We start from the raw sequence: 22,541 nt of genomic DNA, 5'->3' as shown, positions 1-22,541 counted from the left end.
TTGATAAGTATACTCAAAGATGCTTATTTTTTTTTAAGATCATAATCATTTACAATTTTAGTATACAATTAAGAAAATAAATATAATTAGAAAGCTAAAATTTTAGGCATTTCAAATCCAAAATCATTAAAACTTCCGTCCATTGGGCCTATAAATTTATAATTTAAAATTTCAGTTTTATATGAATGCAAATACATTCTTTTTGAACTATTTTTTCCATATTTCTCATCTCCTATTATAGGATATCCCAAATTTGCAAGATGGAGTCTTATTTGGTGAGTTCTACCTGTTTTGATATCAACTCTTACGATAGATTTTTTGCCACTTACCATAAATGGATATATATCACTAAGCGCTGTTTTGCCTTGAGGTGAAATTTTAGAATACGCCCCACCTTTTCCTTTAATAGTTATAATAGGTTCATTTGCATGCAATTCTTCGCTAATAATACCTTTTACCATGGCAATATAAGTTTTTTTAACCTTCATATTTTTAAACTCATTAATCGCAATTTTTCCGAATTCTTCATTTTTATAAAACATAACAACGCCACTTGTTTCTTTATCTAGTCTATTTAAAAGAGTAAATTTAAAATCTTTTGCGATTTTTTCGCTTGTCATAAATGGCGGTTTATTTATTGCAATGATATTTTCATCTTCAAAAATAATTTCTGGCTTAGCCAACTTCAGTACACTAAATACAGTTTTTTCGCTAAGCTCACCTCTAGCAACAACTATTTTTTTTCCGCTAGCACTTACAAGACCACTATCTATAAGATTTTTTGCTTCATTATTAGATATATTTTCTTGCAAAGCAAGAAGTTTATATGCTTTTTCCATTTTGAATCTTTTCTTTTACTATATTTTTTATCACATTTAAATCACACTTATCTTTTATAAAACTAGGTTTTAAAGCTTGATGAATTATTTTTTCTAATTCACTAGCATCTAAAAAATAAACGTTTTCTACACTGGCAAAAAGTGCTTTTTGATTTTCTATAAATTTTCCATTTATGAGCACTTTTTCAAACTGAGCCACTTCTATAGGATTATGCCCACCAATGCCTTTTATAAAACTTCCACCAAGAATTACTATATCACAAATACTATAAAAATTTATAAGTTCCCCTAAAGTATCAAGCAAAATACAACGCGATTTTAAACCCAAGTTTTGGGAAAATTTCTCATAACTCAAATTTCTTTCTTTTGCCCAAGAAGAAAATATTTTATCAGCTTTTTCGAACCTTTCTGGGTGTCTTGGAGCTAAAATTACACTTTCATTTTCTTTTAGATATAAATTTTTTAGTATTAAATCTTCTTCACCTTCATGAGTGCTTGCCATACAAATTAATTTTTCATTTGATTTTTTATAAATTTTATTTGGAGTGCTCAAATTTGCACTTTTAATATTTCCCACAACTTGAACATTTTTTGCCCCAATATCTTCAAGTCTTTTTTTATCATTTTCGCTTTGTGCAAGCACTAGATCAATATATTCAAAAACTTTCTTGTAATAAAACTTTGCTTTTAGATATCTATGATAAGACTTATCGCTTATGCGAGCGTTTAATAAAATCACATAAGAGCCATTTTTTTTAGCACTTCTTACTAAATTTAACCAAAGCTCAGCTTCAAATACAACAACAACTTTACTTTTATTTAACCAAAAAGGTAAAAATGCTTCGTAAGGTAAAAATGCCAAATTTAAAGTAAATTTTTTAGCAAGCTCATACCCAGTATTTGTTATGGTAGTTACAGCTAAGTTTGTAAATTCTTTTAAAAGCGGTGCGCAAGCACTAACTTCGCCGTAGCTACAAAGATGGAAATGAACCTCTGAATATTTTAAGGGCTTGTTTTTATATAAAAAAAATCTAGCAGGTATACTCTTTTGATACTTTTTTTTAAAGGATAGCACACATAAAAACGGTACGCAAACTATCCAAAGTATAAAAGCAAAAAAAGAGTATATCACAAGTTTTTCTTATTACTCTTCTTGTTCAACTTCTTTGGCTTTTGCTTTAGAAGATGCTTTTTTTGGCTTACTTTCTTTTTGAGTTATTTCTTGTTGATCAAGCGGTGCATCGTGCACTTCATTTATATAAAGTATTCTTCCACAATGTGGACAAGTTATGATATCATCGCCTTTCAAAACAGATGCGTAAGTCTTGTCATTTATCTTCATAAAGCATCCGTAACATGCTTGTTTTTTAACCTCAACTACAGAAGTATTACCAGCCCATTTACGAACTTTCTCATAAAAAGATAGTATTTTTTGATTCATGTCACCAATTAATTTATCTTTTTTATCATAAATCTTTTTTCTATCTTTTTCTATATTTTCTATCTCATTTTTTGAGTTATTTTCTAATGCCTCTATATCTTTTAAAATCTCTTTTTTCTTAGCTTCTAGCTCATCTTTTAGAGCATTTCTATTTTCTATAAGTTTTTCATATTTTTGCATATCATCATTTGCTGCATCAAGTTGTTCTTTTGTAACATCTTCTTCTATTTTTAAAGCCTTACTTTCTCTATCTGTTTTTACTTGAGATGATTTTTTAGATATATCTTTTATCTTTGCCGCAAACTCAGCTATATGGGCATTTGTTTGTGTTTGTTGAGAATTGATATCTTTTATTTCATTTGTAATATTTTCTATCTTTTCATCAACTTCTTTAGACTCATCTTGTTTTTGTATAAGATCTTTTTGTGCTTTTTTTAGTCTTGGCTCAAAACTGTCTATTTGAGTGTCTATTTTAGAAAGTTCGACTAGCTGTTGTAAATATACATTCATAATTTTCCTTCGTAGTAATTAAATGGGTTAATTGAATCTTTAATTATACCTATTATTTGTTTTTTTTGCAATAGTTCTTTAATGCAAGCCCCAAAATATCGCTCACTTTCATAGTGTCTTATATCTATCAGAGATATACCATTTTCATAACACTCTAAAGCTGTATGATACTTTATGTCTCCTGTTATAAAACAATCCACATCTATGTCTTTTATAAGCTCAGAACCACTTCCTGTGCAAAATCCAACCCTACAAACACTTTGTTTTGCTTTTACATATTTAAGATTTTTTATATTTAGTTTTCGTGCCACATCATTTAAAAGATTATCAAAACTAGATTTTATATCAAAAAATATCACAAAATCTTCTATCTTATTTATCCTATAGCCTAAAATCTGTGTTGCTACAAATTTATTTAGCGCATGTTTGTCAAAATTTGTATGCATTGATATCAATGATATGTTTTTTTTAAGCATTTTTGTTATGATATTTGATGGATAAGAATTGGTATTTATGCTCTTTAATCCACTAAATATAAGCGGATGATGAGTAATAAGAAGTGAATTTTTATTAAGCTTATCTATCATCTTACTATCTATATCAAGACTTAAATAAATCTCATTAAACTCACTTTTCATAGAGCCTATTTGAAGACCAGAGTTATCCCACTTTTCTTGGTCACAAAATGGAGCTATCTCATCTAATATACTATAAATTTGCTCTATTTTCATTTTCTAAATACGCTATTGCACATGATTTGGCTAATTCACGAATTTTTAAAATATATTCTTGTCTTTGAGTTACACTAATAACACCTCTTGCATCTAAAATGTTAAAAGTATGCGCTGCAAGCATGCAGTAATCATACGCTGGCAAGGCTATATTTTTATTAAGTGCATTTTTACACTCATTAAAATAACTCTCAAAATGAGAAAAAAGCATCTTTGTATCAGCAACTTCAAAGTTATAAACACTAAACTCATACTCACTTCTTTTATGAACATCGCCATAAGTTACAATATTTCCTTTGTTATCATCCCAAATTATGTCATAAACATTCTCTACATCTTGAAGATACATTGCTAGTCGCTCTAAACCATAAGTAACTTCGCCACTTATCTTATCGCAAGAAATTCCTCCAACTTGTTGAAAGTAGGTAAATTGAGTAATTTCCATACCATCTAACCAAACTTCCCAACCAAGTCCCCAAGCACCAAGAGTTGGGCTCTCCCAGTTATCTTCTATAAACCTTATATCATGTTTTTTAAGATCAAGTCCCAATACCTCCAAGCTTTTTAGATAAAGCTCTTGCAAATTTGATGGATTTGGTTTCATTATGACTTGAAACTGATAGTAGCTTCCAAGTCTATTTGGATTTTCCCCATATCTTCCATCTGTTGGACGGCGGCTTGGTGCTACATAAGCAACATTCCATGGTTTAGAACCTAAAGAACGTAAAAATGTAGCTTGATGATATGTTCCAGCACCTGCTGGCATATCATAAGGCTGAACAATCAAACATCCTTGTTCATGCCAGTATTTTTGTAATGTTAAAATAATCTCTGAAAATGTCATTCATTTTATCCCTATATAAATTTCTAAATTCCCATTAAAATATCTTTCGAAATCTGTTTTATAAGCTCTTTTCAAATTTGAACTTTCAAAAAAACTCCATATCTGTTTCCATAAATTTAAAGTATCACTACCGTTTTCAAATTTAGAAGTAAAAACTGCATATTTACCGCTACTTACTTTTGATATATTTAAATCCAAAGAAGACTGGGATTTTGTACCTATACAAAAAATATATTCTCCATTTACATCGCTTTCATAATCGCTATAAGTACAATAAATTTCGCTTTCTAAGTCATAATTTTGTAAAAATTTATCCCATAATGGCGCAATTTTTGGTGCTTTTGTTTCGCCTAAATTTGAAGTTTTAGCACTAAGACCATAAATTTCAAATTCTTCCAAATCATCTACAAAATACATAAATTACTTTTCTTTAAAATTCTCTACAGCCTTATTCCACATAAGTTTGTATTTTCGCTTTAAAAACTCAACTTCTTGTTGCGAAATTTTTAATTGATTTGTTAAAGTCTCAACTGTTTTCCTATCTTCATCATATAGTTCTTGCATGGAGAATATTGCATCTTTTAGAAACTTATTTTCGCTTCTTAAAGAATTAAGAGTTTCATCTTTTGCATCTAAAACTTTCTCATGCAAATTTAATATAGTTCCTATAGTTTTTTCAACAAAACTCTCGCCAGGCAAGACCGGACTTTGGATAGTTGGCACTTGCATATCTGCAGGAATTATACTCATTGTACCTTGCGATGCCTCTATGTATATTACACCATTTTCCTCTTTGGAATTTAAGGTCCCTTTTTCTATCATATTTTCGATCACTTCACGGTCTAAATGAACGAGTTTACAAAACTCATCAATCTCAAGATACGTTTGCATGCCCTATCCTTAAAGTAATTTTTCTATACTAGAAGAGTCCTCTTCAACTTTTTTACTTTTAGCAATTCTGTCTTTTCGAAGTTTTTCACAAAGATTTTCATCATTTAAAGCTAATATTTCTATAGCCAAATATGCGGCATTTGTTGCACCTGCTTTACCTATAGCAACGGTAGCAACAGGAATTCCTCCTGGCATTTGTACAGTAGAATACAGTGCATCTACTCCATTTAAAGCACTCCCACTCATAGGTATGCCAATAACTGGTTTTGTAGTATGTGCTGCAACAACACCACCCAAGTGTGCAGCCATTCCAGCAGCGCAAATAAAAATCTGAGCTCCTTTTTCTTCAGCATTAATAACATAATCAATTGTTCTTTTTGGACTTCTATGCGCTGAGCTTACTATCATCTCGTAAGCAACATCAAATTTATCCAAAATTTTTGCGCATTCACTTACTATCTCATAATCACTTTTGCTACCCATTAAAATAGATACAAATTTCACTTTATTTCCTTTCTTAAAAAACTAAAATTTGGAAGCATTACAGGAAGTTTTATCTGATTTTCATTTCCGCTATGAATTTCTTCAAATTCTTTACCTTTTACACTAACAAGTTTTTTAAACTCTACAAAATAAGCATTATTTTTTAAATAAATTCTCCCTAATTCATTATCAGTTGGTTCTAATTTTGAACCAAAAGGCATAAAAATTTCATAACTCTGACCAATCTCTACTTTACCTTTTGTTTTGAAAAATTCTCCATCTTCACTTATAGCATGAACCTCTTTTGTACCATCTTCTAAATTACTATCATAATTTTGCGAATCATTTCTATCATAAGGTTTATGCACGATATATCCATCCATAAATCCTCTACTTTTTAGAGTATTAAGTTCTTCTTGATACTTTTTCTCGTCAAAATTCCCAGCAATTGCGTCATCTATAGCCATACGATAGGCTTTTGTGGCACATGCAACATAATACTCGCTTTTTGTTCTACCCTCTATCTTTAAACTATCAATACTTGATGTTTTAATTATATTTTCAACATGCGAAGCTAAATTCAAATCCTTTGAGTTAAATATATATGTTCCAGTTTCATCTTCATTTAGTCTAAAAAGCGTATAGTTATCTTCACCTTTTGCATAAAGTTCGTACTTAAACCTACAATCATTGGCACAGCTTCCACGGTTGCTAAGGCGTCCACTTTGGACTGCACTTATTAAGCATCTTCCACTATAAGCAAAACACATGGATCCATGACAAAATATTTCTATCTCAAGCCTAGGAATCTCTTCTTTTATTTTTATAGCATCCTTTAAGCTCATCTCTCTTGCTGCAACTATTCTACTAACACCCATTTGATAATACATCTTAGCATCCAAATAGTTCATCACATTTGCCTGAGTAGAAAGATGAATTTCAACTTTATCAGAAATTTCTTTTATAAGAGATATAACACCAGGTGTTGCTACTATGAATGCATCTACACCCATATCAACTAAAAGTTCTATATAGGTTTTTAAATTTTTAAGTTGAGAATTAAAAGGAAAAGCATTCATAGTAGCATAAAATTTTTTACCTTTTTGATGTGTAAATTTAATACCTTCATAAAAGCTGTCTTTATTAAACTCTCTTGCAGCCCTACTTCTTAGAGAAAAAGTAGAAATTCCACCGTATACAGCATCTGCTCCATACTCAAGAGCTATTTTTAACTTAGAAAGATTCCCGGCTGGACTCAATAACTCAGGAATAATCATTTTTTAGTTAAGCCTTCTATTAGCGCTTCTATATCTTCATTACTTACAACATTTTCTGTTTCGGTATCACCTTGGATATGTATAGCAGAGCCTACACGCTTATCATCATCAATTGAACCTTCAAATAAGCTACTCATATATTTACTAAGTGCTCTCATTACATTGATAACGCGCTCTATTTTTTGCCTATGAATATCTTGATATTGCATCATATCCATTATCATCATTATCTCATCTTGACCCATTTGTAAATCACTGACAGTAGTTTCTATCTGTGATTTAAGGCTAGTATTTTTTTCTAAAGCCTCTTTAAATGTTTCAACATTTGGAAATTTTTCATTAAGTGTTGTAAAAAGTTCTATGTTGTAATCAAGCCCTTCTATAACATCGTTTGCCGAAGCTTCGGCGTCTGAACAAAAATTTGTGATAGTTTCTAATTTATCAAACATTTCAGTAGCTTTTACTTCAGAATCCTTAGTAACATCATCAAGTTGTTTTACCATTTTATGATCTTCAGTTGGTGGTGGTGGTGGCCAAGTAGAAGTAGAACTAATTTTGTAGTTTTTAGCCTCCTCACTATTTAATCCATAGTCCATATTAGCTTCTACATCATCTTTGCTAGTAGAATCACCTATATCTTCGCTAGAAACATCTGCTACTTCATTATTCTTATCTTCTTCACCAGTTTCCTCAAACGAATCATCACCAAGTCCACCAGACATCAGAGCGTCTAATTCTTCTTGCGTCATAAAAAACTCCTAAAATGCAAAATCTTCCATATTATATTAAAAATTTGCTGAAACATTTGTTTAATATATAAAATTTAAATGTAAAATACAAATATTGTATATTTAATAGGAGGAAAAAAATGATCGTTGATTTACATAATCACACTACATTATGCAATCATGCTAAAGATAGCATGGAAGAGTATGTTTTAAAAGCTATAGAAAATAAAACTAAATTTTTTGGATTTTCAGATCATGCTCCAATGAAATTTGATGAAGATTATAGAATGAAATTTGAAAATATGGCACAATATAAACAAAACGTTTTAGATTTAAAGAATAAATTTAAAAATAATATAAATATTTTATTAGGATATGAAGTTGATTTTTTGCCAAATTATATGGATGAAAGAGTTTTAAAAGCAAAATGCGACTATTTAATAGGCTCGGTTCATTTTCTAAAATCATGGGGATTTGATAATCCTGAATATATAGACGAATACAAAAATAGAGACATTGATGAAGTTTATAAAGAGTATTTTTTAGCTATAGAAAATATGGCAAAATCAGGTCATTTTGATATAGTTGGACATATTGATCTTATAAAAATTTTTAATTTTAAACCAAAAAAAGATATCAGGATATTGTGTAAAAATACCCTAAAAGCCATAAAAGATGCAGGGATGATAGTTGAGCTAAATTTATCAGGATATAGAAAACCTGTAAACGAACTCTATCCAAGTGATCAAATTTTAGAACAAATGGCTGAACTAGACATACCAATAACCTTTGGTTCAGATGCTCATGCAAAAGATCAAGTTGGTCTAAATGCAGATAAAGCTATAGCAAAAGCTAAAAAATTTGGATATAACAAAGTTGTTATTTTTAAAAATAGAGACAAAAAATTTATTGAGTTTTAAATTTAATTCTTATGTTTTATGATACAATATGACTATTAATTTCTAAGGAGTACCAAATATGGGTAAATTTGTAAGCAATATTGAGGAATTTTTCTCATTTTGCGATAAACACGAAGTAGCTTTTGTTGATTTTCGCTTTACTGACCTAAAAGGAACTTGGCACCATGTTTCTTATAATTATAAAAGATTGCCAAAAGATTTTGATAAAGGAATTTCTTTTGATGCAAGTAGTTTTGATGCTTGGCAACCTATAGAGAAATCAGATATGATTCTTATACCAGACGTGCCAACTGCATTTTTAGATCCTTTTACTGCCGATGTTACAATAGTGGTAATTTGCGATGTTTATGATATATATAAAAATCAATTTTATGAAAAATGCCCAAGATCAATTGCAAAAAAAGCAGAAAAACACTTAGCAAAAAGCGGTATTGGTGATACATGCTTTTTTGGTCCAGAAAATGAATTTTTTGTATTCGATGATGTAAAAATAATAGACTCTATGAACTGTGCTATGTATAAAATAGACACAGAAGAAGGCGGATGGAATAGCGGCAAAGATTACAAAGATGGCTATAATACAGGCCATAGACCAGGTAGAAAAGGTGGTTATTTTCCAGTTCAACCTGTTGATACTATGGTAGATTTAAGAGCTGAAATGGTTCAAGTTTTAGAACAAGTTGGACTTGAAACATTTGTTGTTCACCATGAAGTTGCGCAAGGTCAAGGTGAAATAGGTGTTAAATATTCAACATTAGTTGAAGCAGCTGATAATGTACAAATATATAAATATGTAGTAAAAATGGTAGCACACTTAAATGGAAAAACCGCAACATTCATGCCAAAACCAATACATGGCGACAACGGTAGTGGCATGCATGTTCATCAATCTATATGGAAAGATGGCAAAAATTTATTTTATAAAGAAGGAAACTACGCAAATCTTAGTGATATAGCAAGATGGTATATAGGTGGTGTTTTGCACCATGCAAGAAGCGTAGCAGCATTTACAAATCCTAGCACCAATAGCTATAAAAGACTAATCCCTGGCTTTGAAGCTCCAAGCATCTTAACATACTCATCACAAAATCGTTCAGCTTCAGTTAGAATTCCATATGGAAGTGGAGAAAAATCAGTAAGAGCTGAAATGCGTTTCCCAGATAGTACATCTTGCCCATATTTAGCTTTTGCAAGCATGCTTATGGCTGGGCTTGATGGTATTAAAAATCAAATAGAACCAGTTGGACCAATGGATGAAAATCTATTTAAACTTACACTTGATGAAATAAGACAAAAAGGAATAGAGCAATTTCCACACACTTTACGTGGATCGCTTGAGGCGCTAATCCGTGATAATTTATATCTAGCTCCTATCATGAGCGATGCTTTTGTTGAAGCTTATCAACATTTTAAATTTAAAAGTCAAGTTTGGCCTTATGAAAAAAGACCAACAGTATTTGAGTTTAAAACTTGCTTTAGTTGCTAATTTACTTTAAGCTCCTTTTGGAGCTTAAAGTTTATATATTTCCAAAAAGCTTTTTAAGATCTGTTAAATCGTGACTTTTTGTTTCTTCATGTTTTATATCTTTTCTACTAGTTGTAGCTTCACTATTTTTAACTATCTCATTTAGCTCTATTTCATAACCAGTTAGCATTGATGCTAAGCGAATATTTATACCGCTTTTTCCGATAGCTTTACTTTTTTGTTCGCCAACTAAAGAGATTATAGCTTTTTTATCTTCAATTTTTACAGAACTTACTATCGCTGGGCTCATAGCACGCGAAATAAAAATTTCTGGCTGAGCTGCAAACTCCATGACATCTATATTTTCACCATTTAATTCGCTACTTACTGCATTTATTCTAACACCTTTTGTTCCTACTGTTGCTCCTACTGGATCAATGTTTGGAGATGTAGACGTAACAGCAACTTTTGCTCTCTCCCCTGGTATTCTAGAGCTTGCTTGAATTATAACTGATCCATCTTTTATCTCTGGAACTTCGGCACTTAAAAGAGCTTCTAAAAACTTAGGCGTTGTTCTTGAAATTTCCACCTTAACACCATAAATTTTATCCATATAAACATTTTTTATAACAGCTTTTACAACACTTCCAACTTTAAATTTTTCACCTTTTATACGATTTTTTCTAGGCATAATGGCTTTTATATCATCAACTTCTATAAAAGTATTTTCATCGCTATCTATGTGAGTAACCACACCAAAAATAATCTTTCCTATTTTTTGTTTGTATTTTTCAAAAATTTTCTCTTCTATAAGTTTTTGTATATGGTAATCAAGCTCTTTTGAAAGAATTCCAGCAGCAGTTCTTCCAAGATTATCAAAATTTAGCTCATAAGTTAAAGCATCATCAACTTCTAAGCTAGGATCTATTTTTTTAGCTTCACTTAATGATATGAAGTTTTTACATTCTACCTCTAGTCTATCATCTTCATTATCTAATACCAAAATTTTTTGATATAACTTTATAGTTTTACTAACTGCATCAAAGGTAACATCATAATCAAATTCATATCCATAAATTTTTTTAGCAGTATTTGTAATAGCAGCTACTACGCGCTCTTTTACATCTTCTATTTCTAATTTTTTTTCATTTGCAATTGATTCAATTATATCTATAATTCTTTCCAAAATATTTCCTTTTATCTTTTTTAATCTAACAGCAATAAATCTATTGGGATTTAAAATTAGTGAGCCCTGTAATTATACAATTTTTACTCTTTCATTTAGTTTAATACCTTTTTTAGTCAAAAATTGATATACTTTTCAGTCCTAAAAAGTATGAAAGGCAAAACAATGGAGTTAAAACTAGCTAGAAACGATATAAACGGCAAGCCAAAATCCGTTTCTATTACAAAAATAGAAGAAGATATCCAAAAAGTTGGACAAAAAATTTTTTATTTAGATAAAGAAAATTCACACAAAGATATGTTATCTTTTGTAGAGCATTTTGAAAAAAAAGGCTTTAGCGTATATCATAGAACTGTAAGATACGGACTTAACGAAAATGACTATATGTACGAGGTGCACATACTTTGAGCAAGTTTTTATATATAAAAACTCTAGGTTGTGCTATGAATGTGCGCGATAGCGAGCATATCATAGCAGAACTGCAAGATGATTATACTCTAACAGAAGATATTTCATTAGCTGATCTCATACTTATAAATACCTGCTCTGTTAGAGAAAAACCTGTACATAAACTCTTTAGCGAAATAGGCTCTTTTGCTAAAGAAAAAAAACCTAGTGCAAAGATAGGAGTTTGTGGATGTACAGCTAGCCATTTAGGAGATGAAATTTTTAAAAAAGCTCCTTATGTAGACTTTGTTTTAGGAGCAAGAAATGTTTCTAAAATCTCCGAGGCTATTAGAAAGCCTAAATTTATAAGCACAGACATAAATAACGACGAAACAACATACGATTTTAACTCATATAGAAGCTCTCCATACAAAACCTATGTAAACATTATGATAGGTTGTGATAAAAAATGCACATACTGTATAGTTCCACACACTAGAGGTGACGAACTATCTATACCCTCACAAATCATACTTAATGAGATAAAAAAAGCAGCAGATAAAGGTACAAAAGAAGTTTTTTTACTAGGACAAAATGTAAATAACTATGGTAAAAGATTTTCAAGTTCGCATGAAAAGATAAATTTTAGCAATTTACTAGAGAAAATTAGCCAGATAAACGGAATTGAAAGAATCCGCTTTACAAGCCCACATCCTTTACATATGGATGATAAATTTATAGATATTTTTGTAAACAATCCTAAAATTTGCAAATCCATACACATGCCACTTCAAAGTGGCTCAACTGAAATTTTAAAAGCTATGAAAAGAGGATATACAAAAGAATGGTATCTAGATAGAGCTATGAAAATTCGTTCACTTTGCAAAGATGTAGCCATTAGCACTGATATCATCGTAGCATTTCCAGGAGAGAATGATAAAGATTTTGAAGATACTCTTGATGTTATGAAACAAGTTAAATTTGAACAAATTTTCTCTTTTAAATTTAGTCCTCGTCCACTAACAGTAGCTGCGCAGATGAAAGATAAATTTATAAAAGAAGACATTGCGTCAAATCGCCTTACAATATTGCAAAATCTTGGAAATAAAATTCTAGATGAAATTGTTTTAACTCAAAAAAACAAAATTTATAGTGTGTACTTTGATGAGTTAAGAAATGGCGGTAAAGTTGCAGGAAGAAGTTTTAATAATTTTTTAGTAGAAGTTAATGGTAGCGAAGAACTTCTTGGCTTAACTAAAAATGTTCTCATAAAAGACCCAAAAAGAATGGTTTTAAATGGCGAAATCAGCCAATAAAAAATCAGATTTTATGATTTTTTTAGCAGAATTTACCATTTTTTTGATTATAAAAATTATATTTTTTACTTGCAAAAAGACATACTCTAACACAAAACTTAGTGAAAAAACATGCTTTTTAATGTTTTGGCATGATAGACTTGCTATGATGCCTTTTGCAAAAAAACATTGGTGGCCAAAAACTAGACAAACAAGTGTCATCATAAGCGATCACAAAGATGGAGAAATTATTACAAGAGTTATCAAAAGATTTGGTATAGGAGCGATTAGGGGAAGTACTTCAAAAGGTGGGGCTCGTGTTTTAATACAGTCTTTTAAAGACATAGATAATGAAATTGATATACTAATAACCCCAGACGGTCCACGCGGTCCTCGTCACTCTATAAGTGACGGATCTGTGATAATACCACAAAAAAAGAATATCCCTATACAAATTTTAAACTATGAAGCAAGTAAATATTGGCAATTTAAAAGTTGGGATAAGATGATTTTACCAAAGCCTTTTAGTAAAATAGAATATTTTTTATCAGAGCCATTTTATATAACAGATATGCAAATTGACGAAGCAAAAGAATTTTTAGCACAAAAGATGTCACAATTAAAAAAATAAATTTAAATTTAAACTCATTTTTGATAATATATACAGTCAATAACAACATAGGATAATTATGTCATTTTCAATAAGAAAACTATTTTCTAATCTCTTTGTTAGTGTACTTATAGAGTCAAAAGAGTGTAAAATTTATGGTGCAATACTAAAAAACGGTAAAATTGTAAAAAGAATAGAAGCTAGCTTTGAACATCCAGAAAACAACAAAGCAAATATTAAAGCCATAGATTATATTAAAAAATATGAAAAAGAATGCTCTTATATCTATATAGCTCTATTTTTTGACTATATGTCTCAAGGTGCTTTACCTACAACAAATACAAATGCTTATGTAGATTACGGAGTAGATCCAAATAAAGTAAAAATTATAAATATGCCATTAAACTGGTCTATCTATGCAAATTACATGGAGATTAAACTTTCAAAAAATATACTTGGCAATCTAAAAGTAGATCTTCTATACTCACCATTTGCGCTTATGTATAAAGAGATTCAAACCATAGGTTTTTCACAAGCTACTACACTGTATATTTATAATCATATAAATTCACTTGCTCTCACAGTTTTTGAAAAAGATAAGATGAAATTTGGTGCTTTTTTTATTACATCCATAACTGAAGAGATAGAAGATGAAACAAGCTTACAGCAGCTTGACACAACCCAAATAGATGAAATGCTTTCAACAGAAAAGGAATTAAATAGTTTTGACAAACTAGAATCCCTTGATTCACTAGATAGCACAAAAGATTTAGATTTCCAAGATATTGGAAATCTTGAAGATAAAAATATCGCAAACTCTATTTCAATCTTTGGTAGAGATATGAAAGCTTACGAATACATAGTAAGTGCTATAGAAGAATATTATTCAAACAAACTCTATGAAGCTAAATTTATAGAAAAAATCGTATTTTTCAATAATGCCAAAATAAGCAAAACATTTTTAAGTTACCTAGAATCACAACTTCTAGTAAAAATAGAAAATTATGATATAAATACAATTGAAATTATGAATAATCTCATGATAAAAGAGATAAATATATGACATATAGTCTAATAAAACCAAAGAAAAAACCGATATTTTCACTATTTTCTAGAATTTGGATAGGATTTATCATACTTGTGTTTGTTGCACTTGTTGCTTCAAATTTATTCATCAAGTATCAAAATATAACCCTAAGCAAACAAACATCTCAAATGAACAGCGAATACTCGGCAACCATAGATAAAATTCATCAAAGCGAACAACAAATAGCAACTTTAACCAAGCAAAAAAATGCAGCAAATAGCATATATGCAACAAACTTGATACTAAAGCAAAGCATAAAAAATTTATTTGATTTAGTTCCAGATAGCATCATATTAGATGAAGTTTATATGGATAAAACAACCCTTATCATAAAAGGTGTAACGCCAACTAAAAATGTATTTGATATGCTCTTAGCCGTTCCTTTAAAATCCATATTTAGCACTTCAAATACAACTTTTTATCAAACAAAAAGTGGTTGGTTAAATTTCGTAAATACAAATAAAATCAATGATTATGGGATATATGATGAACGATAGAAGCATTGAAGATATAGATATACTAAAATTACTTATATACATAGTCATTTTTTTAGCTATCAGCTCTTTTATGATTTTTGTATTTATTGTGCCAAATATAAAAGAATACAGACAAATAGAAGCAACTTACACCTCAAGCCAAAATGCTCTTCTTAAAATACAAAAAAATTTTGAAACAACTTTTGGCGAGCTAACAGACATTCAAAAAACAAATGAATTTACATTAAAATCTTTAAACAATAAATTTAATGAAATTTCTTTTATGGCATTTGCTAGTAAGTATTTTGATAATGTAAATTTAAATGAGCTTCCAAAAACAGATAGCAACGATGAATATTATAGATATGAATTAAATGTAACAAGCGCTATGAATACACCATCTAAATTTTATAACTTTTTAGATGATTTGAAAAATTATGATAATGTCGTAAAAGTGGATTTCCCTATAAATATGAAAAGTGAAGGAAATCTCATACATACAACTTTTAATATCAGAATTTACGGTGTGAAATAATCTAAGCCTTTATATCAAGCTTTGCTTTTTTCTCATAAGCTTCGATTAGCTCTAAAAGTAGCTTTACATCAACTTTATTTTCTCTCATTAAAAGTTTACTAACATAAAATAGTCTTGGGTCATTTTCCATATTGTAAGTTTCTTTATTAAAAGTTTTACCTTCTATTGGCTTATATTTATCAAGTATCTCTTTTTCTCGTTCTTTTGCTAGTTTTTCGTTATATTCTCTTATTTCTTTATTTTCTTGTTCTACTTGAGCCTTTCTTGCAGCTGTTGTTTTTTCTCTATCTTCTCTATACAATACTTTTAAACTCTGTTATATCCTCATCGAAATAATTATTTAAAAGATTTTCACCAATACTACTAATAGCTCCACCTAATGGTAGTGAATTAAAAAAATCTTCTAATTCTTGCCTTTGTTGTTCAGTTCCCCAGCCAGCTCTTCTATCCCAAATAGACAATTTCCCATTCTGAGCGACTTTTTCTCTTAGATGATATAGCCAAGTTACTAAACTATTATCAATCAAAAGGTCTGGGTCTTCTTTTACAGCTATATCTCTTATGTCTAGTTTATATAAATTATCTTGTTCTTCTTTTGTGAATTTTTTATTTAGCAATTCTTCTAGTTAAGCTATAGATTTTTCTTTCCAATCAACTTCATTATCATTAACTTTTATAAATTCCCTAAGAGTATCAAAACCTGATTGGTAAAAATACTTTCTAAATCTAGCTTTATCTTTAGCTATATCTTCTTGTGATTTGGGTTGTTCTTTAATTTCTGTGGTTTTTAAATTTTGTTTTGATTTGCTTTCGTTAGTTTGATTTACAGATTGCTCTTTTGCAGAGTTTTGCTCTTTGATATTAGAATTTTCTTGTGTTAATTGTTCTTTTTGTTTTATAGAGTTTTCTTTTAAAAAATTTGTATTTGTGTTATAAAAATTTAAATTTGATTCAAATCCATTTATACTATTTATCATTTTAAATCCTTTTAAGGATAAAAGAGATATGCAAATTTGAAATCGTCAAATTTATGAAAAAATTTAGCTTTAAAACTAAAAAGTCAAATACTCTTTTAAAATTTTTACATCTATATTTTTACTTGCTAGATATGGTCTTATCTTATCAGGAACTTTTAAAACCCTACAGAGCTCTTTAAATTTTTTATCCATTTTTACATCTACAAAAGGAGCAATGAAAATAAATTTTTCATTTTTGCATATTACAAATTTACCACCTATCACGCAGCTTTTAGTTATATTTTTTCGCTGATTTTGGCTCATTACATAACCAAGTTTTTTTAAACACTCATCAATCCCTCTTAAAAAACACTCATCATTTTTTATGATAAAAAGCTCATCTTTTCTAAAAACTATCTCACTTTGAAGAGCTTTTGCATCGCTTTTTAGCATATCAAAGCTTCTTTTTAAACCGTTTGCATAAAATTTTATAAACTCATCGCTGAAATTTGATCTTATAAAATTTCTTTTAAATTTAAAATTATCATTTGAACTATCATGAAAAAAATGTATCTTGTTTTCTTCTAAAAAGCTCATAATTTCTTGTTTTGATACATCTAAAAGTGGCCTTATGACACTAAAATGCTCTTTTTTATCTATTTTATCCATGCCAAGAAGTTCGTTTAGTCCAGCACCCTTGCTAAGTTGCATCAAAAACCACTCGAATTTATCATTCATCTGGTGCGCTGTTATGATGTTTGTATAGCCAAATTTAATAGCAAGTTCTTCAAAAAAACTCCATCTAATATCTCGCGCAATACTTTCAAAATTTGAGCTCTTAGATAAATCTAGTTTAGCAACTTTTATATGCAAAGTTTTACCAAATTTATTAGCAAGTTTTCTTGCGCTTTTTTCTTCTTCATCACTTTGTTTACGAGTTTTATAATTTATCATCGCCATATCAAAGCTAACACCTATATTTTTTAAGATGTAAAAAAGTGCAGTACTATCACTTCCATGAGAAAAGGCAAGTAAATTTTTACCGTTTTTTAATATCTCTAAAATCTCATGCAAGATTTAAAATTTCCCCTATTAGCTTATCTTTAGTAGTATCTGTTATCTTGCATCTGTAAACCTTACTAGTTTCTAGCGTTTTAAGCATGCTATCATTTATCAAAATTTCACCATCAATGTCCTTATCCCAAAGTACATTTTTAGCGCCATAAAACATCTCACCTTCGCTACTTATGCCATTTATCTCGCATAAAATCTCTTTTCCTATCTCGTTTTTAAAATTTTGTGAGATGATATTATTTATTAACTTTTCAATTTTATTTAGTCTTTTTACAACTGTGCTATTTGGCACTTGCTCCATAAAAAAAGCAGCTGTATCTTCTTCTTTTGAGTAGGCAAAAGCTGAAATTCTATCAAATTTAAACTCACTTAAAAACTCACATAATTCATCAAAATCACTCTGTTTTTCCCCGGGATGTCCTACAATAATACCTGTTCTTAAAAATGAGTTTTTAGATGTGCGCATTAAATTTAAAAGCTCTTTTATGCGCTCTTTGCTAGCACCTCTTTTCATAATTTTAAGCATATCATCACTAATGTGTTGTATAGGCATATCAAAGTAATTTACGAAAACATCTGAAGATATGATGCGTTTTATAAGCTTGTTGCTTGTTGTGGTCGGATAAAGATACAAAATCCTTGCAAATCTCACGCCTTTTATCTTTTCAACTCTATCAATGAGCTCGATAAGACCGTCGCTTACCCCATTATCTTTGTTATAACTACTTGTATCTTGAGCTATAAAACTAAAGTCATAATAACCATTTTCGCAAAGCTGTTTAACCTCATTTACGATATCATCTAAATTTCTGCTTTTTAACTTGCCTTTAAAAGTAGGTATAGCACAAAAGCTACATTTTTGATTACAACCCTCTGCTATCTTTATATAAGCGTGGAAATTTGAACCACTTATAACTCTTTTTTCGTTTTTTTGTAGATAAACTTGTGGGCTAAAAATACTCTGTTTTTTTAAGATAATTTCATCTATCTTATCATAATCCCCAACACCACTAAATATATCAACTTCAGGAAGTTCTCTCATAAGCTCTTCTTTGTAGCGTTGTATCAAGCATCCTGTTACAACTAGGACTGAATTTTCTTTTTTATAATTAGCAAGCTCTAAGATAGTATTTATACTCTCTTCTTTTGCACTGTTTATAAAGCCACAAGTATTTACTATCATAACATCAGCTTCGCTAGGATTTTGCGTAAGTTCATAGCTTTTAAGCCTGCCAAGCATTATTTCACTATCAACTAAGTTTTTATTACATCCTAAAGAAACAAGATAAAGTTTTGACATTTTTACAACCAAATATTATCTATTAAACGGGTTTTACCGATATAAACTGCTATTAAAACTATAGTATTTCCTATTTCTATTTTTTCTATCTCAGATAAATTTCTATCAGTAATAGCAACATAATCGACTTTAAGTGGTTCTAAAATTTGAAGCATTTGTGTTTTAATATTTTGAGAGTATATTTCGCCTTGTTTTATTAAATTTGCAGCTTTTACTAGTGCGCGAGATAGTTTTAATGCCATACACAACTCACTCTCATTAAGATACTCATTTCTAGAACTAAGTGCAAGTCCGTCATTTGCACGAACTATCTCGCAAGGAACTATGTTTATATCCATAAAAAAAGATTTCACCATATTTTCTACTATTATAAGTTGTTGTGTGTCTTTTTTTCCAAAATATGCATTTTTTGGTCTTATAAGAGCAAAAAATTTATTCAATACCCTTAAAACACCATCGAAATGTCCAGGCCTTGTTTTGCCTTCTAATATATTAGATAAATTTAATGGCGCTTTTATAAGTGGTTCATTTTCAAAATACATTTCATTGGCACTTGGCATAAAAACCGCACTTACTCCAAGAATTTCACATATTCTTATATCAGCCTGCTCTTTTTTAGGATATTTTTCAAAATCTTCGCCTGGTAAAAACTGTGCTGGATTAACAAATATAGAAACTATACTTACTTCATTTTGACTAACGCATTGTTTTATAAGGCTTATGTGTCCATCATGCAAGGCTCCCATTGTTGGAACCAAACCTATATTTTTACTTGATTTTTCAATAAATTTTTTTAATTCATTGATATTTTTTATAACTAACATTTATTAAAACTCTTCTTGAATATAAAATTTTATTTGAATTATAACAAATTAAAATTTTAAAAATATAAAGTCATTTAATTTTGAGTATTTTGTAGCTTTTTGGTATTTTTAACATATTTTAATCAAAAATTCAGTAAATTTTATATATTATCTATAATTAAAAAAGGATAATTTTTATCCTAAATAAAAAGGAATATAAAAAATGAAAGTATATTTGGATAACAATGCCACAACTATGCTAGATCCAGAAGCTTTTGATGCCATGAAACCATTTTTACAAGATGAAAATATGTATGGCAATCCAAATTCTCTTCATAGCTTTGGAACAAATACACATAAAGCTCTTAGGAAAGCTATGGATCAGCTATATGCTGGTATAAATGCAAAAGATAGTGACGATATTGTTGTTACAAGCTGTGCAACCGAAAGCATAAACTGGGTCATAAAAGGCATTTATTTTGATAAAATCTTTGATGGAGAAAAAAATACAATTATAACAAGCTCTGTTGAGCACCCTGCTGTTTTGGCCGCCTGTAAATTTTTAGAAACTTTTGGAGTTAATATCATAGAACTTCCAGTAAACAATGAAGGTATAGTAAATCCAAACGATTTAAGAGATGCTATAACAGATAAAACTGCACTTGTAAGCATAATGTGGGCAAATAATGAAACAGGCATGATTTTCCCCATAAAAGAAATGGCGCAAATCGCACACGAAAAAGGTGTTTTATTTCACACAGACGCAACTCAAGCTGTTGGAAAATTAAGAGTAGACGTTAAAGATGTCGATGTAGATTTTATGAGCTTTTCTGCGCATAAATTTCATGGACCAAAAGGAGTTGGCGGACTTTATATAAAAGATAGTGCAAATCTTACACCACTTCTTCATGGTGGCGAACATATGGGTGGAAGAAGAAGCGGAACTCTAAATGTAGCTGGGATAGTTGCTATGGGACAAGCTCTTGAAAATTGTAATAAATTTATAGATTTTGAAAACTCACATGTTAGAAAGCTAAGAGATACTCTTGAAGATGCACTTCTTAAAATAAGTGATGTCACATCAGTTGGAAGTAGAGATAAAAGAGTTCCAAACACAATTCTTGCTTCTATTAAGGGTGTTGAAGGTGAAGCGATGCTTTGGGATTTAAATCAGGTTGGCATTGGAGCATCAACAGGCTCAGCATGTGCAAGTGTTACACTTGAGAGTAATCCTATCATGGAAGCAATAGGCGCAGATAAAGAGCTAGCACATACCGCTTTAAGGTTATCTTTAAGCAGGTTTAACACACTAGAAGAAATCGAATATGCGATAGAACATATCACAAAAGCGACACATAGATTAAGAGAAATTTCATCAACTTTCGCTTATAGTTTAGAAAAATAATTTTAAGGAAAACAAAAATGGCAAAAAATCAACTTATCGGTGGATCTATTTGGGAAGAGTACTCCAAGAAAGTTCAAGATAGAATGAATCATCCAAAATTTATGGGAGAGATTACACAAGAAGAAGCGCAAAAAAAAGGCTATAGGCTTATAATAGCCGATTTTGGTGCTGAGAGTTGCGGTGATGCCGTAAGGCTTTACTGGCTTGTAGATGAAAAAACAAATAAAATTATGGATTCAAAATTTAAAAGTTTTGGATGTGGAACAGCCATCGCAAGTAGTGATACTATGGCAGAACTTTGCATCGGCAAAACCGTAGATGAAGCTGTAAAAATAACAAATATAGATGTGGAAAAAGCTATGCGTGATGATCCTGATACTCCAGCTGTCCCGCCGCAAAAAATGCACTGCTCAGTTATGGCTTATGATGTTATAAAAGCTGCAGCCGCTCAATATAAAGGCGTTGATCCAGAACATTTTGAAGATGAGATTATAGTTTGTGAGTGTGCTAGAGTTAGCCTTGGAACTATAAAAGAGGTTATAAGACTAAACAACCTTAAAACAGTTGAAGAGATAACTCAGTTTACAAAAGCTGGTGCATTTTGTAAAAGCTGTATAAAACCAGGTGGGCACGAAAAAAGACAATACCATCTAGTAGATATTTTAGCTAGCACTAGAGCCGAAATGGAGCAAGAAAAACTAAAAGAACTTGCTGATGCAAAAGTAAGTGGTGGCACAAATGATATGAGCTTTGAAGAGCTAAATACTATAGGTAAATTTAAAGCAGTTGAAAGTATAATAGATGATGAAATTCGCCCAATGCTACAGTTTGACGGCGGAAATTTAGAAATCTTAGATATCAAAACAGACGAATCTAACAAAACTGAAATTTATATAAGATATCTTGGTGCTTGTAGTGGTTGCGCAAGCGGATCAAGCGGAACATTGTATGCTATAGAAAATGTTTTGCAAGAAAATTTAAGTCCAAACATCAGAGTTTATCCAGTATGATTAAAGAGAGCTTGCAAACTCTCTTTAACTTCTTTCATGATGCTACTTAGATTTGCCACTTTGTAAACTTTTGGTTAAAACAATTATAGTATTTATGCGACAAGAAATTAAAAGATGATATGAATAAAATTAAACTAGAATTTTACTTCATCAACTAATAATTTTCCACGCTCGTTTGATTATGGCAATAAAATGAGTGAAATACAAGATAAAGAAACAAGAAATTTAAAAATGTAGCTAAAAAATGATTGGCTGGGATTAGAAATTTAGATTTTAGTGCATTTTCTG

26 protein-coding genes and 1 pseudogene are annotated in these 22,541 nt (G+C 30.1%); 10 read left to right on the top strand and 17 right to left on the bottom strand.

Translation table 11 applies throughout. The features are described from left to right. Window positions 1-86: 86 nt before the first annotated feature. The 10 genes and pseudogenes from ACZ5VL_RS06190 to ACZ5VL_RS06145 form a co-directional block, all read right to left on the bottom strand. The gene (locus tag ACZ5VL_RS06190) at window positions 87-839 is read right to left on the bottom strand and encodes a pseudouridine synthase family protein (RefSeq protein WP_464198127.1); all 753 of its coding nucleotides are present in this window, start codon (window positions 837-839) and stop codon (window positions 87-89) included. Then, window positions 823-1,971, bottom strand: coding sequence for a lipid IV(A) 3-deoxy-D-manno-octulosonic acid transferase (gene waaA / locus ACZ5VL_RS06185; protein WP_464198126.1), 1,149 nt, complete (start codon window positions 1,969-1,971; stop codon window positions 823-825). Before waaA ends, ACZ5VL_RS06190 begins: the two co-directional genes overlap by 17 nt. Window positions 1,972-2,097: 126 nt before the next feature. Next, a pseudogene (locus ACZ5VL_RS06180) lies at window positions 2,098-2,790 on the bottom strand (zinc ribbon domain-containing protein); the annotation flags it as partial. Then, a complete protein-coding gene (locus ACZ5VL_RS06175; RefSeq protein WP_464198125.1) occupies window positions 2,787-3,521 on the bottom strand; it encodes a Nif3-like dinuclear metal center hexameric protein in 735 nt (244 codons plus the stop codon). The pseudogene ACZ5VL_RS06180 and the gene ACZ5VL_RS06175, both read right to left, overlap by 4 nt. Beyond that, window positions 3,499-4,365, bottom strand: coding sequence for a glycine--tRNA ligase subunit alpha (gene glyQ, locus ACZ5VL_RS06170; protein ID WP_464198124.1), 867 nt, complete (start codon window positions 4,363-4,365; stop codon window positions 3,499-3,501). The genes ACZ5VL_RS06175 and glyQ overlap by 23 nt, the downstream gene beginning before the upstream one ends. Further along, window positions 4,366-4,782, bottom strand: a complete 417-nt coding sequence (locus ACZ5VL_RS06165) for a GyrI-like domain-containing protein (RefSeq protein ID WP_464198123.1) — start codon at window positions 4,780-4,782, stop codon at window positions 4,366-4,368. 3 nt (window positions 4,783-4,785) lie between these two features. Continuing rightward, window positions 4,786-5,256 carry a DUF3972 domain-containing protein gene (locus tag ACZ5VL_RS06160; protein WP_464198122.1) on the bottom strand — a complete coding sequence of 157 codons (471 nt, stop codon included), beginning with the start codon at window positions 5,254-5,256 and terminating at the stop codon, window positions 4,786-4,788. Window positions 5,257-5,265: 9 nt separating this feature from the next. After that, on the bottom strand, window positions 5,266-5,760 hold the full coding sequence (purE, locus tag ACZ5VL_RS06155) for a 5-(carboxyamino)imidazole ribonucleotide mutase (protein WP_464198121.1): 495 nt from the start codon (window positions 5,758-5,760) through the stop codon (window positions 5,266-5,268). Next, the gene (locus tag ACZ5VL_RS06150) at window positions 5,757-7,016 is read right to left on the bottom strand and encodes a peptidase U32 family protein (RefSeq protein ID WP_464198120.1); all 1,260 of its coding nucleotides are present in this window, start codon (window positions 7,014-7,016) and stop codon (window positions 5,757-5,759) included. The genes purE and ACZ5VL_RS06150 overlap by 4 nt, the downstream gene beginning before the upstream one ends. Next, window positions 7,013-7,765: a chemotaxis protein gene (locus tag ACZ5VL_RS06145; RefSeq protein WP_464198119.1), complete on the bottom strand. Its 753-nt coding sequence runs from the start codon at window positions 7,763-7,765 to the stop codon at window positions 7,013-7,015. The genes ACZ5VL_RS06150 and ACZ5VL_RS06145 overlap by 4 nt, the downstream gene beginning before the upstream one ends. A 119-nt stretch (window positions 7,766-7,884) precedes the next feature. Between ACZ5VL_RS06145 and ACZ5VL_RS06140 the strand changes: the two genes are divergently transcribed. Both ACZ5VL_RS06140 and glnA read left to right on the top strand, forming a co-directional pair. Next, window positions 7,885-8,664, top strand: a complete 780-nt coding sequence (locus ACZ5VL_RS06140) for a histidinol-phosphatase (protein ID WP_464198118.1) — start codon at window positions 7,885-7,887, stop codon at window positions 8,662-8,664. Between the two features lie 58 nt (window positions 8,665-8,722). Beyond that, entirely contained in the window at window positions 8,723-10,150 is a 1,428-nt protein-coding gene (glnA, locus tag ACZ5VL_RS06135; protein WP_464198117.1) for a type I glutamate--ammonia ligase, read from the top strand. 31 nt (window positions 10,151-10,181) lie between these two features. On the opposite strand, the gene nusA is transcribed toward glnA, so the two are convergent. Beyond that, window positions 10,182-11,315: a transcription termination factor NusA gene (gene nusA, locus ACZ5VL_RS06130; protein ID WP_464198116.1), complete on the bottom strand. Its 1,134-nt coding sequence runs from the start codon at window positions 11,313-11,315 to the stop codon at window positions 10,182-10,184. Window positions 11,316-11,480: 165 nt separating this feature from the next. Between nusA and ACZ5VL_RS06125 the strand changes: the two genes are divergently transcribed. From ACZ5VL_RS06125 to ACZ5VL_RS06100, 6 genes are read left to right on the top strand one after another with little or no spacing between them, the layout of a single operon-like run. Further along, the gene (locus ACZ5VL_RS06125) at window positions 11,481-11,723 is read left to right on the top strand and encodes an HP0268 family nuclease (RefSeq protein ID WP_464198115.1); all 243 of its coding nucleotides are present in this window, start codon (window positions 11,481-11,483) and stop codon (window positions 11,721-11,723) included. Window positions 11,724-11,758: 35 nt separating this feature from the next. After that, window positions 11,759-13,018 carry a tRNA (N6-isopentenyl adenosine(37)-C2)-methylthiotransferase MiaB gene (gene miaB / locus ACZ5VL_RS06120; RefSeq protein WP_464200274.1) on the top strand — a complete coding sequence of 420 codons (1,260 nt, stop codon included), beginning with the start codon at window positions 11,759-11,761 and terminating at the stop codon, window positions 13,016-13,018. Further along, window positions 12,999-13,628, top strand: a complete 630-nt coding sequence (locus ACZ5VL_RS06115) for a lysophospholipid acyltransferase family protein (RefSeq protein WP_464198114.1) — start codon at window positions 12,999-13,001, stop codon at window positions 13,626-13,628. The genes miaB and ACZ5VL_RS06115 overlap by 20 nt, the downstream gene beginning before the upstream one ends. Window positions 13,629-13,686: 58 nt before the next feature. Beyond that, window positions 13,687-14,670: a hypothetical protein gene (locus tag ACZ5VL_RS06110; protein ID WP_464198113.1), complete on the top strand. Its 984-nt coding sequence runs from the start codon at window positions 13,687-13,689 to the stop codon at window positions 14,668-14,670. Further along, window positions 14,667-15,191, top strand: a complete 525-nt coding sequence (locus tag ACZ5VL_RS06105; protein WP_464198112.1) for a hypothetical protein — start codon at window positions 14,667-14,669, stop codon at window positions 15,189-15,191. Before ACZ5VL_RS06110 ends, ACZ5VL_RS06105 begins: the two co-directional genes overlap by 4 nt. Beyond that, the gene (locus ACZ5VL_RS06100; protein WP_464198111.1) at window positions 15,181-15,705 is read left to right on the top strand and encodes a hypothetical protein; all 525 of its coding nucleotides are present in this window, start codon (window positions 15,181-15,183) and stop codon (window positions 15,703-15,705) included. The genes ACZ5VL_RS06105 and ACZ5VL_RS06100 overlap by 11 nt, the downstream gene beginning before the upstream one ends. A gap of 1 nt (window position 15,706) precedes the next feature. On the opposite strand, the gene ACZ5VL_RS06095 is transcribed toward ACZ5VL_RS06100, so the two are convergent. The 6 genes from ACZ5VL_RS06095 to panC all read right to left on the bottom strand — a co-directional run bounded on the left by ACZ5VL_RS06095 (window position 15,707) and on the right by panC (window position 19,859). Next, complete coding sequence (locus tag ACZ5VL_RS06095) at window positions 15,707-16,006, bottom strand: hypothetical protein (protein ID WP_464198110.1); 300 nt, start codon at window positions 16,004-16,006, stop codon at window positions 15,707-15,709. After that, complete coding sequence (locus ACZ5VL_RS06090; RefSeq protein WP_464198109.1) at window positions 15,999-16,322, bottom strand: hypothetical protein; 324 nt, start codon at window positions 16,320-16,322, stop codon at window positions 15,999-16,001. Before ACZ5VL_RS06090 ends, ACZ5VL_RS06095 begins: the two co-directional genes overlap by 8 nt. A gap of 9 nt (window positions 16,323-16,331) precedes the next feature. Then, window positions 16,332-16,682: a hypothetical protein gene (locus ACZ5VL_RS06085; RefSeq protein ID WP_464198108.1), complete on the bottom strand. Its 351-nt coding sequence runs from the start codon at window positions 16,680-16,682 to the stop codon at window positions 16,332-16,334. A gap of 75 nt (window positions 16,683-16,757) precedes the next feature. Then, entirely contained in the window at window positions 16,758-17,735 is a 978-nt protein-coding gene (tilS, locus tag ACZ5VL_RS06080; RefSeq protein WP_464198107.1) for a tRNA lysidine(34) synthetase TilS, read from the bottom strand. Next, window positions 17,728-19,035, bottom strand: a complete 1,308-nt coding sequence (rimO, locus tag ACZ5VL_RS06075; protein ID WP_464198106.1) for a 30S ribosomal protein S12 methylthiotransferase RimO — start codon at window positions 19,033-19,035, stop codon at window positions 17,728-17,730. The genes tilS and rimO overlap by 8 nt, the downstream gene beginning before the upstream one ends. 2 nt (window positions 19,036-19,037) lie before the next feature. Next, window positions 19,038-19,859, bottom strand: a complete 822-nt coding sequence (gene panC / locus ACZ5VL_RS06070) for a pantoate--beta-alanine ligase (RefSeq protein WP_464198105.1) — start codon at window positions 19,857-19,859, stop codon at window positions 19,038-19,040. Between the two features lie 202 nt (window positions 19,860-20,061). Here panC and ACZ5VL_RS06065 point away from each other — a divergent pair, with 202 nt between their 5' ends. Then, window positions 20,062-21,243: a NifS family cysteine desulfurase gene (locus ACZ5VL_RS06065; RefSeq protein WP_464198104.1), complete on the top strand. Its 1,182-nt coding sequence runs from the start codon at window positions 20,062-20,064 to the stop codon at window positions 21,241-21,243. 17 nt (window positions 21,244-21,260) lie between these two features. Then, window positions 21,261-22,253: an iron-sulfur cluster assembly scaffold protein gene (locus tag ACZ5VL_RS06060; RefSeq protein WP_464198103.1), complete on the top strand. Its 993-nt coding sequence runs from the start codon at window positions 21,261-21,263 to the stop codon at window positions 22,251-22,253. The last annotated feature ends 288 nt before the right edge of the window (window positions 22,254-22,541 follow it).

This window comes from Campylobacter sp. GTC17093, assembly GCF_055397635.1.
The sequence above is the reverse complement of the archived record's forward strand: the minus strand, read 5'-3'. Positions and strand labels throughout refer to the sequence as shown.